Here is a 15,440-nt window from a genome sequence, read left to right on the forward strand (position 1 = left end):
CCCCTGAAATATGGTATAAATTTTAATAGATTATATCCGGAAAATAAAATAAAGGAAAGCGGTGTAAAAAACAAAATGAAAAAGCTAAAAATGGCATCTTGCGCATTAGCGGCAGGATTTATGATGTTTTCAGTAGTAACACCAAATGTATTTGCGGAAAAGATTGAGGACGTAAAGACAGAAATTAACACACAAAATGACACTTTACATAAACAACAACAAGAACGTGATGAGCTTCAAAAACAAATGAATGACTTAAATAAAACAGTTCAAGGTTTAGATAAGTCTGTTCAAGAAAACGCTGTAAAGCTTGACGAAACAACGAAAAAAGTTGAAGAAGCACAACAATTAATCGAGAAGAAAAATCAAAACATTGCAGATTTACAAACGAAAATTGCAAAACGTGAAGAACTATTAAGAAAACGTTTAGTAGCACTTCAAGAGCAACCAAATACGAACGTTGTAACAGAAGTCGTTGTAAACTCTAAAAATATTGCAGATTTAGTAGATCGCTTAACTTCTGTTTCTAAAATTCTTGAATCTGATGAAGATATCATGAAAACACAACAAGAAGATCAAGCAACTGTGAAAAAAGACGTTGAAACGGTAAAAGAAACACAAAAAGAATTAAAAGAAGCACAAGTGAAAATCGAAGCTGCAAAGCAAGAGCTTGACGCTGAAAAAGCGAAAAAACAAGAAGCAGTAAACGATTTAAGCGGTAAAATGGATACAGTTGTAAACAACATGACAAGCACAGAAAGTCAGTTGAAAGAGCTTGAACAACAAGCTTTACAATTACAACGTATGGCTGAGCAAGAAGCGCAAGAGAAAGCTGCACAAGAAGCTGCTGCGAAGAAACAAGCAGAAGAAGCACAAAAGCAAGCTGAGCAACAAGCAGCACCAGCGCCTACACAGCAAGCGGCAGCACCAGCTAAAAAAGAAGAAGCTAAAAAAGAAGAACCTAAACCAGCACCAGCTCCAAAACCAGAGCCAGCACCAGTATCAAATGCAGGTGGCGTAATTGGTAAAGCGCAAAGCTATCTTGGTCTTCCATATGTATGGGGAAGTGCATCTCCATCAAAAGGTGGTTTTGATTGCAGTGGTTTCATTTCTTACATCTTTGGTGTAGGTCGTCAAGATGTTGCTGGTTACTGGAACTCAGTTTCTAAAGTAAGTAGCCCGCAACCGGGAGATTTAGTATTCTTCCAAGGTACTTATAAGGCAGGACCATCTCATATCGGTATTTATGTAGGTGATGGTCAAATGATCCATGCTAGTGATAAAGGTATTGCATACGGTAACATTAACAGCAGTTATAATCAAAAACATTTCTTAGGTTACGGTAGATTCTAGGATTTGAATGATATAAAACACGTATATAAAGTCGATAGCTTACTATTTTAAAAGTAGGTTATCGGCTTTTTTGATTTTTTACGAGATAAAGAAAAGGGATTATAGTAGAGGTATAAAGACAAAAACCATTTCTTTTAGGTGGGAGAGAGGATCCGCTCATGGGTAGGAGCGGTCAGTGCCCTTTTTGAGCCCCATGCTAAGTTTAAAACAAAAAGAGAAAATGAGAGTAGGTCTGCTTGTGTTTGACGTAACCGTGATTTATCCCGCATTAACGGGCAGTAAGACCCCCACCTCAAGATTCAGAGAGAAACGAGGAAGGTAGGTGGGGGATCAACTGTCCGTAAAAGCCCGATTGGTTCAACTAATAATCAGTGGGGGATGAAGAAAACCCCCACTGATTAAAGTTTCACTTTATCTTTTTAAGAATCAAAATGGATTTAACGAGGAGGGGGAATCATACTAGCTGGAAGGCAGATGCTATTAGAAGAGCTTTCGTTGTCAAAAGATGAACTAGATTGTTTGGAAAGACAAGGAGATATTTCTTTGGTAAAAGGGGTAATCAACAAATCTTCGCGCTATGTATGCCAGCGCTGTGGGAATTCAGAACAACGATTATTTGCATCATTTTTATGTAAAAGGTGCAATGAGATGTGTACGTATTGCCGAAAATGTATCACGATGGGGCGAGTGGGAGAATGTACGGTGCTTGTTCGAGATATAAAAGCTGCAAAGTGGGGGTGTGTGCCGAACCCTTTGCGTTGGGAAGGTCAATTATCACCAGGACAAGGCAAAGCAGCTAGGGGAGTAGTCGAAGCTGTACGGCGAAAGGAATCATTTTTTATATGGGCGGTATGCGGAGCTGGTAAGACGGAGATGCTTTTTTATGGTATTGAGGAGGCGCTAAAAAAGGGAGAGCGGGTTTGTATTGCAACGCCGCGGACTGATGTAGTGTTAGAGTTAGCGCCTCGCTTACGAACGGTTTTTCCAGATGTGCCGATTGCTGCGCTATATGGTGGTAGTTTGGACCGTGAAAAGGAAGCAAGACTCATTGTTTCTACAACGCATCAATTGCTTCGTTATTATAAGACCTTCGATGTTATGATTGTTGATGAAATTGATGCTTTTCCGTATGCAATGGACAAGATGTTGCATTATGCGGTAGAGCAAGCGAGTAAAGATCATGCGGCGCAAATTTATTTAACGGCCACTCCGGCAGAAGCATGGAAACGTAAGTTATGGCGTGGAAAACAAAAAGGTGTAATTATTCCAGGGCGTTATCACCGTCATCCTTTGCCAGTTCCAAGTTTTCAGTGGTGTGGAAATTGGAAAAAGGCGTTAAAGCGAAAGGGAATTCCGCCTGTTGTTTTGAAATGGTTAAAGTATCATCTCCTTAAACAATCCCCTATTTTTCTATTTGTTCCCCACGTACGTTATATCGATGAAGTAAGTACATTATTAAAACCATTGGATAATCGAATTGAAGGAGTTTATGCGGAGGATTCAAAGCGAAAAGAAAAGGTGGCGGCTTTTCGAAACGGGAATATCCCGCTATTAGTAACGACAACGATTTTGGAGCGCGGCGTGACGGTAGAGAATTTGCAAGTCGCTGTGTTAGGGGCGGAAGAAGTTATTTTTTCAGAAAGTGCACTTGTACAAATTGCTGGCAGGGCCGGGAGAAGTCATCGTAAGCCAGATGGCGATATCTTTTATTTTCATTATGGGAAAACAGAAGCGATGATACGTGCGAAAAAGCATATTCAATCTATGAATAAAAGAGCTAAGCAAGAAGGGGTGATAGATTAATGCATTGTCTACTTTGTGATGATTCTATTTCCGAGAGCATTAGCTGGTATTCTTTTTTTATTCAGTCTGAAAAGCAGTGCATATGTGAGAGGTGTGAACGAAAACTTTCCTATATTATAGGAGAAATTTGCGAGGATTGCGGTAGATCATTTGCGTCTCTTTCGGAGGAATATAGAGAGGGTAACCTTTGCAAAGATTGTGTAAGATGGAAGGAAGAGATGAAGTTTCTACCTATAAAAAATCGATCTGTGTACGTCTATAATGATTGGATGAAGGAAGTGTTAGCTCGATTTAAATTTCGAGGGGACGCTAAGCTTGTTGAGGTTTTTCGGACGGAATTTATAGCTGTATTTCATAAGTATTTTTCAGATTGCCATGGAGTTATTCCGATTCCGCTGAGTAAGGAGAGAGAATATGAGCGTGGTTTTAATCAAGCGGAATTATTAGCATCTTGTTTACCAATCCGTATTTTACAAACCTCTTTTAGTAGAAAAGATACGGAAAAACAAAGTAAAAAAAAGCGTATGGAGAGGCTTTCAGTAGCAAATCCCTTTTACTTTCAAAAGGAAGAAACGTTGACTGGTCAGCATCTTTTACTCATTGATGATGTGTATACGACAGGAATTACGTTGAGGCAAGCTGCAGAGTGCTTGTATGATGCAGGTGCTCAAACAGTGTCTAGCCTCACTCTTTGCCGGGGGTAATATATAAATCCAAATGAAAAAACCAACATCAAACCATTCTTTTAGGTGGGCGAGAGCATCCGGCCATGCATAGAAGCGGTCAGTGCTTGTTTTCGCCCTATGCCGTGTGAAAACAAAAAAGAGGAAATAAGTGGAGAACTGTTTTTGTTTTCATAACCGCAGCTAATATATTGAAAAATCAAAATGGGTTTATATATATACATGTCGAAAGATACAATAAAAAGACGACAAGACTTCTTTGACTTGATATGTTGTCATTCGTTATAGTCAAAATATGGGGTAAATGCCCTTATTTTTTGAGTGAAGGGAATGGAAAGAACATGCAAGGTAGAGTGAAATGGTTTAATGCAGAAAAGGGATTTGGCTTTATCGAACGCGAAGATGGTGATGATGTTTTTGTTCATTTTTCTGCAATTCAACAGGATGGATATAAGTCGTTAGAAGAGGGGCAACAAGTAGAATTTGACATTGTAGATGGTGCACGTGGACCGCAAGCGGCGAATGTTGTGAAATTATAATTCTGAATGAATAGTTTTGTGAGAAACATAGAGCTGCGTATGTGGTAACGGTTTATATATAGATATTAAATTGGATCTCCCAACATATAAATTACGGCTATAAAGAACAGAAGGAGACGTCAACTCATCGTCTCCTTCTGTTTTTACATAACGAGGCTAAAAAGGGTCCTGACCGCTACTATCTATGGACGGATGCTCTCTCCCACCTAAAAAGAATGGTTTTAATTTATTATTATTAATATTGAAAACGTTGTCAAAAAGTTGTTTCTTTTCTGTAACGAATTGTCCACACTTATATTCGTTATTTACGATGTAAATAGGGTAAAATGTAAATAGAAACGATGCATCTTTTCTTTTCAACAAAAAACGATAAAAAATTGCAATTTCGCTAACTTTTTAAATAAAGTTAGAAGGAGTTTTTAAGCCGGTGTCGAAATTGTATACATAGGCTTGAAAGGAGGAATTCATCTATGAAATTCAACATTCGTGGTGAAAATATTGAAGTAACTCCAGCATTAAAGGAATATGTAGAGAAAAAACTTAGCAAATTAGAGCGTTATTTTGATACATTTCCAGAGATTAAAGTTAATTTGAAAGTATACTCTGACAAGCAACGTGTCGAGGTAACAATCCCATTTACAGATTTATTACTTCGTGCAGAAGAAACTCATAGCGATATGTACGCTGCAATTGACTTAGTAGTTGATAAAATTGAGCGACAAATTCGTAAACATAAAACAAAAGTAAATCGTAAATTACGTGAAAAAGGTTCTCCGAAAACTGCATTCATCCTTACAGAACCAGCGGCAACTCTGGAAGAAGTAAGCGAGGATGAATTAGAACTAGTACGTACAAAACGATTTGACTTAAAACCAATGGACGTTGAAGAAGCCATTTTACAAATGGATATGTTAGGACATAACTTCTTCGTCTTCACAAATGCCGATACAAATGAAACTAATGTTGTATATGGCCGCAAAGATGGGAAATATGGATTAATTGAAACAAAATAATAAGTAGAAAACGCAGCTGTAAAAGGCTGCGTTTTTTTATTTGGTACAAAAGTATTTTATTTTTTACTCCGTTATTATGGGAAAAGGCGACCCTAGTTTATAATTGAGTGAGAATCAAAGCAGTCTATAAAATTCTTATTGAGAAAAGTTTTAGCTAATTTTGACCGTGCATTTGGTCGGTTGTTGTCATAGTTATAAAACAAGTGTTACAATTATCATTAGGTTTATACTTTTTTGTTTTTTAATTAGGAGAAAAAATAGTAGAAAATAAATTAGCGTTTTATAACGACTGATTAGTGAGCTGCAATATAGAGCACGATCAGAAGTTTTATTTTAATAAAAGAGGAGCGTATTTCCTATGATCGGTATTTTAAAAAAGGTGTTTGATGCAAACCAGCGCCAAATTAAACGTATGCAGAAAACTGTGGATCAAATAGAAGCGTTAGAATCATCGATTCAACCGTTAACTGACGAACAATTAAAAGGGAAAACAATTGAATTTAAAGAACGTCTTACAAAAGGTGAAACAGTAGACGATTTATTACCAGAGGCTTTTGCGGTTGTTCGTGAAGCAGCGACACGCGTTCTTGGTATGCGCCCTTATCCTGTGCAATTAATGGGTGGTATTGCCTTACATGAAGGGAATATCTCTGAGATGAAAACAGGGGAAGGTAAAACGTTAACTTCTACTTTACCAGTTTATTTGAACGCTTTAACAGGTAAAGGTGTTCATGTTGTTACAGTCAATGAATACTTAGCACAGCGTGATGCGGGTGAAATGGGACAACTACATGAGTTCCTTGGCTTAACAGTAGGAATTAACTTAAATAGTATGTCACGTGAGGAAAAGCAAGCTGCTTATGCTGCTGATATTACATATAGTACAAACAATGAGCTTGGTTTTGACTATTTGCGCGATAACATGGTGCTATATAAGGAGCAACGTGTTCAACGTCCGCTTCATTTTGCGATTATTGATGAAGTCGATTCCATCTTAGTCGATGAAGCGCGTACGCCGCTTATCATTTCTGGACAAGCACAAAAATCAACAGAATTATATATGTTTGCAAATGCGTTTATTCGTACGTTAGAAAATGAGAAAGATTATTCTTTTGACGTGAAAACGAAAAATGTCATGTTAACAGAAGACGGAATTACGAGAGCAGAGAAAGCTTTCCATATTGAAAACTTATTCGACTTAAAACATGTTGCACTTCTTCATCATATTAATCAAGCGCTTCGTGCACACGTTGTTATGCACCGCGATACAGATTATGTTGTACAAGATGGTGAAATCGTAATTGTAGATCAATTCACTGGTCGTCTTATGAAAGGCCGTCGTTATAGTGAAGGTTTACACCAAGCAATTGAAGCAAAAGAAGGCGTAGAAATTCAAAATGAAAGTATGACGCTTGCGACAATTACATTCCAAAACTACTTCCGTATGTACGAAAAGTTATCAGGTATGACGGGTACTGCGAAAACAGAAGAAGAAGAATTCCGTAACATTTACAATATGAATGTTATTGTAATCCCGACAAACAGACCGATTGTTCGTGATGACCGTGCGGATTTAATTTTTAAAACGATGGAAGGTAAATTCAACGCAGTTGTTGAGGATATTGTGAAACGCCATAAACAAGGACAACCAGTTCTTGTTGGTACGGTTGCAATTGAAACGTCTGAACTTATTTCAAACATGTTAACACGTAAAGGTGTACGTCATAATGTCTTGAATGCGAAAAACCATGCGCGTGAAGCGGATATTATTACAGAAGCAGGATTTAAAGGATCTGTAACGATTGCGACGAACATGGCTGGCCGTGGTACAGACATTAAATTAGGCGAAGGTGTAAAAGAAGCTGGTGGCTTAGCGGTTATCGGTACAGAACGCCATGAAAGCCGTCGTATTGATAATCAGTTACGTGGTCGTGCTGGTCGTCAAGGAGACCCTGGTGTGACACAATTCTACTTATCAATGGAAGATGAACTAATGCGCCGCTTCGGTTCTGATAATATGAAAACAATGATGGATCGCCTTGGTATGGATGATTCACAACCAATTGAAAGTAAAATGGTTTCTCGTGCTGTAGAATCTGCACAAAAACGTGTAGAAGGAAATAACTACGATGCGCGTAAACAACTTCTACAATACGACGATGTACTTCGCCAACAACGTGAAGTAATTTATAAACAGCGTCAAGAGGTAATGGAATCAGAAAACTTACGTGGCATTATCGAAGGAATGATGAAATCTACTGTAGAACGTGCCGTTGCTCTTCATACGCAAGAGGAAATTGAAGAAGATTGGAACATTAAAGGTCTAATTGACTACTTAAATACAAACCTTCTTGAAGAAGGGGATGTAAAAGAAGAGGAATTACGCCGCCTTGCGCCAGAGGAAATGAGTGAACCAATCATTGCGAAGTTAATCGAGCGTTACAATGAAAGAGAAAAGATTCTACCAGAAGAACAAACGCGTGAATTTGAAAAGGTTGTTGTATTCCGCGTTGTTGATACGAAATGGATGGATCATATCGATGCAATGGATCATCTTCGCGAAGGTATTCATTTACGTGCTTACGGTCAAATTGACCCGCTTCGTGAATACCAAATGGAAGGATTCTCAATGTTTGAATCAATGATTGCTGCTATTGAAGAAGAGATTTCTCGTTACATTATGAAAGCAGAAATCGAACAAAACCTAGAGCGTCAAGAAGTAGCTCAAGGCGAGGCAGTTCATCCGAAAGATGATGGTGAAGAAGCAAAAAAGAAACCAGTCGTAAAAGGTGACCAAATCGGACGTAACGACCTATGCAAATGTGGTAGTGGCAAAAAATATAAAAACTGCTGTGGTATTGGACAATAAAGAAAAGCGGAAGCAGCTCGTTCAGAATGTGAGGGGGATGGAGCTCCTGACAGAGAGGCGTAGTTTGCCTCGGAGGAAGGCGCGAAGCCACTGACCATTCTAGCTGCTGGAGCTGGACAATAAAGAAAAGCGGAATCGGCTATGCAACCAATAAAGTTTCACTTCCAAAATGGAAAAACTTTAGGAATATCCATATAATAAAAAGGGACAAACTCTCTCTGTAACAAGCAGAGGGAGTTTCCCTTGTTTTATACAAAAGCGAAAGCAATTACATAGAGGTGAAGAGCATGGAACTAGTGGAAATTAGGCAAGAATTAGAGAAGATGGCTAAGAGATTAGCGGCTTTTAGGGGGTCTCTTTGACCTCCCTGCAAAGGAAAAACGTATTGCAGAGTTAGAAGAAACAATGATGGGCGCTGGTTTTTGGGATGACCAACAAGGTGCGCAAGCTGTAATTAATGAAGCGAATGCACTGAAAGATATGGTTGGAAAGTTTCGCCAGTTAGATGAAACGTTTGAAAACTTAGAAGTGACACATGAGCTTTTAAAAGAAGAATACGATGAGGATTTACATGAAGAGCTAGAATCTGAAGTGAAATCTTTAATTCAAGAAATGAATGAGTATGAGCTTCAGTTATTATTAAGCGATCCTTATGATAAGAATAATGCTATTTTAGAACTGCATCCAGGTGCAGGTGGAACAGAGTCACAAGACTGGGGTTCTATGTTATTACGTATGTATACAAGATGGGCTGAAAAGCGTGGATTTAAAGTAGAGACAGTTGACTATCTACCAGGTGATGAAGCTGGAATTAAGAGTGTTACGCTATTAATTAAAGGACATAACGCTTATGGCTACTTGAAAGCTGAGAAAGGTGTGCATCGTCTTGTACGTATTTCACCATTCGATTCTTCAGGTCGCCGTCATACATCGTTCGTATCTTGTGAAGTTGTACCTGAATTCAATGATGAAGTTGAAATTGAAGTGCGTACAGAAGATTTAAAAATAGATACGTATCGTGCGAGTGGTGCAGGTGGACAGCACGTTAATACGACGGATTCAGCGGTTCGTATCACGCATACGCCAACGAATACAGTTGTAACGTGCCAATCAGAACGTTCGCAGATTAAAAACCGTGAGCATGCAATGAAAATGTTGAAGGCGAAACTATATCAAAAGAAATTAGAAGAACAACAAGCTGAGTTAGATGAAATCCGTGGTGAACAAAAAGAAATTGGCTGGGGTAGCCAAATTCGTTCTTACGTATTCCACCCATACTCTCTAGTGAAAGATCATCGTACAAATACGGAAGTTGGGAATGTACAAGCGGTTATGGATGGAGAAATTGATCCATTTATTGATGCTTATTTACGCTCTCGTATTTCCTAAGAAAAAAGCCAACGGACTGTTGGCCTATCGGTGAGGAGATAGAAGGTATAAAGAGGTATACTTTGTCTCTAGTCTAGTGGTAGAAGAAGGAGGAAGAGAAGTTGGGTGACAACTTCTCTTTTTGATGAGATTGGTTTTATCATACAAGGTCGCATATTGTTTTGTAAAAAGAAGAAAATAAAAGAACTGAGCTGTAATTGATGAGGAAACTATATAGGATTTCTTTATTCTGTTTTTTAGAAAAAGGTTCTTTGCGGTAATTTGTATCTGTTCACAGAATTGAAACAATTGCTGGAAGCTTTGTATCAGTAGGTTTCTCATCATTTTGTAAAAAATATCCTCTATAGGTTGGTTTTTCTGTAAGAGGATAATTATTATAATGGCTAGTGAGAGCTGTGTAAAAGTATAGCTGCATCCATAATGAGAAGGACATCAATAACGGGGAGCGATATAAGTGAAAAAGAAATTGTTGGCTATTGCATTAGGAACAACATTAGTTTTTGCTGTAGGAGCATGCGGGAAGAAAGAGGGAAGTAAGTCTTCTAATCAATCAGCGAGTACGGATAGTGCCGAACAGATTTACAAAAAAAGCTGTGCAGGTTGCCATGCTAATGATTTATCAGGTGCAACTGGACCGGATTTACGAACAGTAGGCGGCAAGTATGATGCGGCAGATATTGAAAAAATTATTGAAAAAGGCCGCGGCATGATGTCTCCAGGAATTATTCAAGGTGAGGATGCTAAAAAAGTATCAGAATGGCTAGCAGAACATAAATAAGAAAAGCGAAAGCGGCTCGTTTAGAATAGGAGGAGGATGGAGCTTCAGACGAAGAGGTGCAGTTTGTCTCATGGGAAGAAGTGAAGCCACCTCCGCTTCTAATTGGTTTTTATACTTATTTTATAGAAAGCATAATAAGATGATTTCTATTTTAATAGAGAATATTTGTAAAACATTATAGATTGTTAAATGATTAAATATGGACTTATTATCGGTAAAATAGGGCTCTAGATAGCTGTTTTTTCGTGTTTCTTTTTATGCTGTAACATAACTGTAACAAAATTGTATCCGAATTGGAAACCGAATGATGTTACAATGTAGTTTGTAGAATTTTGCTGAAACATGTACATAAGCAGCAGTGATAGACTGGAAATGTTTTCACTGTTCTTTGAAACAACAGAAATACATCTATAGATTTGCAGTACAACAGAGTGTAAGTAAGGGTGGAAGCTTTTGCTTTCATGTTCAGATAGACAGAGAAAGTATGTCGAAAAAAATCATTAAGTATTGGGTGATAAATAATGATAAAAATGACGAATGTTTATAAGGAGTATCCAAATGGTATGAAAGCCATCGATGGGCTCACAGTTAACATTAAGCAAGGTGAATTTGTATACGTAGTTGGACCGAGTGGAGCCGGGAAATCTACATTTATTAAGATGATGTATCGTGAAGAAAAATCAACAACAGGATCTATCAATGTGAATGGACTTGTAATTGAAACGTTAGCAGAGCGAGATGTACCATATTTCCGTCGTCAGCTAGGCGTAATTTTCCAAGATTTCAAATTGCTACCTAAATTAACAGTATATGAGAATGTAGCGTTTGCTTTAGAAGTAATTGAAGAAGAACCTGATGCGATTCGTGAACGCGTTACTGAAGTGTTAGGTCTTGTAGGTCTTGATGATCGTGCAGATGCACTTCCAAATGAGCTTTCTGGTGGAGAACAACAGCGTGTGGCGATTGCAAGAGCAATTGTAAACAAGCCAAAAGTTGTAATTGCCGATGAGCCAACAGGAAACTTAGATATTGATACAGCGCTTGATATTATGAATATCTTTAAACGTATTAATGAGCGTGGTACAACAATTGTTATGGCGACGCATAATGCAGATATCGTAAATACAATCCGTCATCGTGTAATTGCGATTGAAGGCGGAAAAATTGTTCGAGATGAGATTGAGGGAGGATACGGATATGAAGAATAAAACCCTTAGTCGACATTTACGAGAAGGTGTAAAAAATCTATCACGTAACGGATGGATGACGTTTGCTTCTGTAAGTGCAGTAACTGTTACATTATTACTTGTAGGTGTCTTTTTAACAGCGATTATGAATATGAACCACTTCGCAACGAAAGTGGAGCAAGATGTAGAGATTCGTGTACACATTGATCCAGCAGCGAAAGAAGAGGATCAAAAGAAATTGGATGAAGATCTTAGCAAAATTGCAAAAGTAGATTCTGTTAAATATTCTTCTAAAGAAGAAGAGTTAAAACGTTTGATTAAAAGCTTAGGTGACAGCGGAAAAACGTTCGAGCTATTTGAGCAAGATAATCCACTTAAAAACGTATTTATTGTAAAAGCGAAAGAACCAACAGATACAGCTACAATTGCGAAAAAAATTGAAAAAATGCAGTTTGTAAGTACAGTTCAATATGGTAAAGGCCAAGTTGAGAAATTATTTGATACAGTGAACACAGGCCGTAATATTGGGATCCTGTTAATTGCTGGTCTATTATTCACAGCAATGTTCTTAATCTCTAACACAATCAAAATTACAATTTATGCGCGAAGCACAGAGATTGAAATTATGAAACTTGTAGGTGCGACAAACTGGTTTATCCGTTGGCCGTTCTTACTAGAAGGTTTATTCTTAGGGGTACTCGGTTCAATTCTTCCGATTATCGTGATTTTATCTACTTATAATTCGCTTCAAAGTATGTTTAACCAAAAGCTTGGAGGAACGATTTTCGAACTTCTTCCATATAGTCCGTTTGTATTCCAACTTTCCGGTTTATTAGTGTTAATTGGTGCATTAATCGGTATGTGGGGAAGTGTAATGTCAATTCGTCGCTTCTTAAAAGTATAAAAAGTTGCAAACATAATTCGTACAAGCTTATCATATAGTAGAAATAGGTAAAGGCATCACACAATGTGTGATGCCTTTTGCTACACCACCTGTGTGTTTTGGAAAGGGGAATTCCGCATTGAAACGTAGAGTTGCGATTATTGGAATGGTTGTTGCATTTTTAATTGGTGCTGGCGGAATGTTTGCAGGTATGTATATGTTTGGAATCAATCCATCTTATATGACGCAAACAATTTCAAGTGATAGTACTGGCACGAAGCAAGGGGATTTAGCTAAAATTAATGAAGCGTATGCATTGATTGATTCGCGTTATGTGGAAGACGTGAAGGACGGCAAGCTTGTGGAGGGTGCGATACAGGGAATGTTGTCTACGCTGAAAGACCCTTATTCCACGTATATGGATAAAGAAACAGCGAAACAATTTGAGCAATCACTTGATCCGGAGCTCGAAGGTATTGGTGCTGAGGTGAACAAAACGGACGGGAAATTGATCATTGTCTCTCCAATTAAAGGATCACCGGCAGAAAAAGCAGGCATTAAACCAAATGATCAAATTCTATCAGTAGATGGAAGCAGTGTAAAAGATTTATCACGTGAAGAAGCAGTCTTAAAGATTCGTGGTAAGAAAGGAACGACTGTTGCCATTGAAATCAAAAGGCCTGGTGTGACGGATCCACTCGAATTTAAAATTAAACGTGAAAAGATTCCGATTTTTACTGTATTTAGTTCTGTAAAGGAAGAGAAGGGGAAAAATATAGGTTATATTCAAATTACATCTTTCTCTGAAAATACAGCGAAAGAATTTAAAGATCAATTAAAAGAACTTGAAAAGAAAGATATAACAGGTCTTATCATTGACGTACGTGGTAATCCAGGGGGTTACTTAAATAGTGTGCAAGATATTTTAGGATTAATCATGACAGACAAAAAGCCAATGATGCAAGTTGAACAACGAAATGGTGAGAAAAAGAAATTTTCAACTGAATTAAAAGAGAGAAAACCATATCCGATTTCAGTATTAATTGATAAAGGAAGTGCATCTGCTTCTGAAATTTTAGCGGGTGCATTAAAAGAAGGAGAAGGATACGATTTAATTGGTGAAACAACATTTGGAAAAGGCACTGTTCAGCAAGCTGTTCCGTTTAAAGACGGCAGTAACATTAAACTGACAATGTTTAAATGGCTTACACCAGATGGCAATTGGATTCATAAGAAAGGAATTGCCCCAACGGTAGAAGTGAAGCAACCAGATTATTATCATGCAACACCAATTCAAATTGAGAAAACACTTTCTTATAATGCGAATGACGTGCAAGTAAAACATGCACAAGAAATGTTGAAAAGTTTAGGGTATGTTCCTGGGCGTGAGGATGGATACTTCAGTAAAGAAACTGAGTCGGCTTTAAAAGCTTTCCAAAATGCAAATGAAATGGAAGTAACGGGCCAACTTGATAAAAAGACAGCTGAAGCTCTTCAAAATAAAATTATTGAAAAAATCCGCTCTGGTGAAAATGATTTACAATTACAGGCTGCATTAAAATTAATGGCGAAGTAAGAAAAAATACAGGCATGTTATTGCCTGTATTTTTTTGTATGTATGTATTTGTAATGTAATAACAGCAAGGAAAGCGAATGTTGAAGAAAACCCCACTGATTAAAGTTTCACTTTATGATAAGATAAAAAGAAAGAATGATATAAATGGTGGTGAAGCGGTTCGTGGAGGCGTGGTCTTTTGAGATAATGCGAGCGGTTGGGCGTTTTTTCTTACACCCTGCTGTTTATGTGTTTTTGATAAGTAGCATCTTTGTTGGATACTTACGTATATTACGAGAACGAAAAGATTTTTCTTTTAAAGTATATGATGTTTGGTTTGAACTACGAACATCTCTGTTTGCAGGAGTTGGATATGGATTCATTGTATCGATCATAACTGTTGGGGCGGGGCTAGTTCTGTCGCAAGCAAGTATATGGATCATTTTGATTTGGACACTTGTATTTGGACTAGCTGCTGGATATAGATATTTATCTGCTGCTTATACATTTGGTGTGGCAATTGTAGCAGCTTTATTGTCTTCTAAGCTCCCAATCTCTCTCTTACAGTTTGGGGAAGGGGAAGAGAGTACGATTGCATCACTTGCCATTTTACTTGGCTTGATGCTAGTTGTAGAAGGACTATTAATTTCGAAAAATGCAGTGCGGTATTCAACGCCAAAAATGCGTAAAGGCAAGCGTGGTTTGAATATTGGATTGCATGAATCAAAGCGTTTATGGCTCGTTCCAATTTTTATTCTTGTGCCAGGAGATGCTGTCACACAATTTGTTTCGTGGTGGCCAGTCGTTTCGGTTGGCTCGCAAACATATTCCTTATTCCTAGTTCCGTTTGTAATTGGCTTTATGCGAACAATTAGAAGTGAGGAACCGACGGAAGCGTTATTGTTTACAGGAAGACGTATATTTGGATTAGCGACTCTTGTTCTTATTTTAGGTGTAGTTAGTTATTGGTGGTCTGTTTTAGCGATTATTGCAATGGGAGTTGCAATGCTTGGTCGTTTTACTATTTCAATGCGAGAGCGGATCGCTGATGAAACGCGTCCAGCGTACTTTGCAGCGCGCGATGATGGATTAGTTGTATTAGGTATTATTCCAAATACAGTCGGTGCAGAATTAGATTTGAAGCCCGGAGAGGTTATTGCGAAAGTAAACGGTGTAATTCCTAAAAACGCAGAGGAGTTTTATGATGCGCTTCAGTTTAAGACGACAGGGGCATTTTGTAAATTAGAAGTGCTTGATACAAATGGTGAGCTTCGCCTTGCTCAAACTGCATTATATGCGGGTGGACATCATGAATTAGGTATCGTGTTTGTAGAGCAAGATCATAAGTGGGATACGGAAGCAGTGTAAATGAAAAGACCTTCATCCAT

12 protein-coding genes are annotated in these 15,440 nt (G+C 38.0%); all 12 read left to right on the plus strand.

The genetic code is table 11. The features are described 5' to 3' along the window. Positions 1-75 precede the first annotated feature (75 nt). The 12 genes from LOK41_RS24470 to LOK41_RS24525 all read left to right on the plus strand — a co-directional run bounded on the left by LOK41_RS24470 (position 76) and on the right by LOK41_RS24525 (position 15,420). Positions 76-1,353 (plus strand): C40 family peptidase, encoded by a 1,278-nt coding sequence (locus tag LOK41_RS24470; protein WP_241818689.1) that lies wholly within the window; start codon positions 76-78, stop codon positions 1,351-1,353. A gap of 456 nt (positions 1,354-1,809) precedes the next feature. Then, the gene (locus LOK41_RS24475) at positions 1,810-3,156 is read left to right on the plus strand and encodes an ATP-dependent helicase ComFA (RefSeq protein ID WP_241818696.1); all 1,347 of its coding nucleotides are present in this window, start codon (positions 1,810-1,812) and stop codon (positions 3,154-3,156) included. After that, a complete protein-coding gene (locus tag LOK41_RS24480) occupies positions 3,156-3,860 on the plus strand; it encodes a ComF family protein (protein WP_241818690.1) in 705 nt (234 codons plus the stop codon). Before LOK41_RS24475 ends, LOK41_RS24480 begins: the two co-directional genes overlap by 1 nt. Before the next feature lie 320 nt (positions 3,861-4,180). Next, positions 4,181-4,378, plus strand: coding sequence for a cold shock protein CspC (cspC, locus tag LOK41_RS24485; RefSeq protein ID WP_001990088.1), 198 nt, complete (start codon positions 4,181-4,183; stop codon positions 4,376-4,378). A 470-nt stretch (positions 4,379-4,848) separates the two neighbouring features. Further along, on the plus strand, positions 4,849-5,391 hold the full coding sequence (hpf, locus tag LOK41_RS24490) for a ribosome hibernation-promoting factor, HPF/YfiA family (RefSeq protein ID WP_174101045.1): 543 nt from the start codon (positions 4,849-4,851) through the stop codon (positions 5,389-5,391). A gap of 358 nt (positions 5,392-5,749) precedes the next feature. Next, positions 5,750-8,260: a preprotein translocase subunit SecA gene (gene secA / locus LOK41_RS24495; protein ID WP_241818691.1), complete on the plus strand. Its 2,511-nt coding sequence runs from the start codon at positions 5,750-5,752 to the stop codon at positions 8,258-8,260. Positions 8,261-8,547: 287 nt separating this feature from the next. Next, a protein-coding gene (gene prfB, locus LOK41_RS24500) for a peptide chain release factor 2 (protein WP_174101043.1) occupies positions 8,548-9,649 on the plus strand; the annotation gives its coding sequence in 2 pieces (ribosomal slippage) (positions 8,548-8,619 and positions 8,621-9,649; 1,101 coding nt in all). A gap of 454 nt (positions 9,650-10,103) precedes the next feature. After that, the gene (cccB, locus tag LOK41_RS24505; protein WP_241818692.1) at positions 10,104-10,427 is read left to right on the plus strand and encodes a cytochrome c551; all 324 of its coding nucleotides are present in this window, start codon (positions 10,104-10,106) and stop codon (positions 10,425-10,427) included. A 521-nt stretch (positions 10,428-10,948) separates the two neighbouring features. Beyond that, positions 10,949-11,635 (plus strand): cell division ATP-binding protein FtsE, encoded by a 687-nt coding sequence (ftsE, locus tag LOK41_RS24510; RefSeq protein ID WP_174101041.1) that lies wholly within the window; start codon positions 10,949-10,951, stop codon positions 11,633-11,635. Next, entirely contained in the window at positions 11,625-12,518 is an 894-nt protein-coding gene (gene ftsX, locus LOK41_RS24515; protein WP_241818693.1) for a permease-like cell division protein FtsX, read from the plus strand. Before ftsE ends, ftsX begins: the two co-directional genes overlap by 11 nt. A 118-nt stretch (positions 12,519-12,636) precedes the next feature. Beyond that, a complete protein-coding gene (locus LOK41_RS24520) occupies positions 12,637-14,073 on the plus strand; it encodes a S41 family peptidase (protein ID WP_481748836.1) in 1,437 nt (478 codons plus the stop codon). A gap of 144 nt (positions 14,074-14,217) precedes the next feature. Next, entirely contained in the window at positions 14,218-15,420 is a 1,203-nt protein-coding gene (locus LOK41_RS24525; protein ID WP_241818695.1) for a PDZ domain-containing protein, read from the plus strand. Positions 15,421-15,440: the final 20 nt, after the last annotated feature.

This window comes from Bacillus sp. TL12 (assembly GCF_022625245.1).
Taxonomy (GTDB): Bacteria; Bacillota; Bacilli; order Bacillales; family Bacillaceae_G; genus Bacillus_A.

Excerpts from the sequence above, each read along its gene's own strand:
- LOK41_RS24470 (WP_241818689.1), top strand. The coding sequence starts at position 76 with ATGAAAAAGCTAAAAATGGCATCTTGCGCATTAGCGGCAGGATTTATG.
- LOK41_RS24480 (WP_241818690.1), top strand. The coding sequence starts at position 3,156 with ATGCATTGTCTACTTTGTGATGATTCTATTTCCGAGAGCATTAGCTGG.
- cspC (WP_001990088.1), top strand. The coding sequence starts at position 4,181 with ATGCAAGGTAGAGTGAAATGGTTTAATGCAGAAAAGGGATTTGGCTTT.
- hpf (WP_174101045.1), top strand. The coding sequence starts at position 4,849 with ATGAAATTCAACATTCGTGGTGAAAATATTGAAGTAACTCCAGCATTA.
- secA (WP_241818691.1), top strand. The coding sequence starts at position 5,750 with ATGATCGGTATTTTAAAAAAGGTGTTTGATGCAAACCAGCGCCAAATT.
- ftsE (WP_174101041.1), top strand. The coding sequence starts at position 10,949 with ATGATAAAAATGACGAATGTTTATAAGGAGTATCCAAATGGTATGAAA.
- ftsX (WP_241818693.1), top strand. The coding sequence starts at position 11,625 with ATGAAGAATAAAACCCTTAGTCGACATTTACGAGAAGGTGTAAAAAAT.
- LOK41_RS24525 (WP_241818695.1), top strand. The coding sequence starts at position 14,218 with ATGGTGGTGAAGCGGTTCGTGGAGGCGTGGTCTTTTGAGATAATGCGA.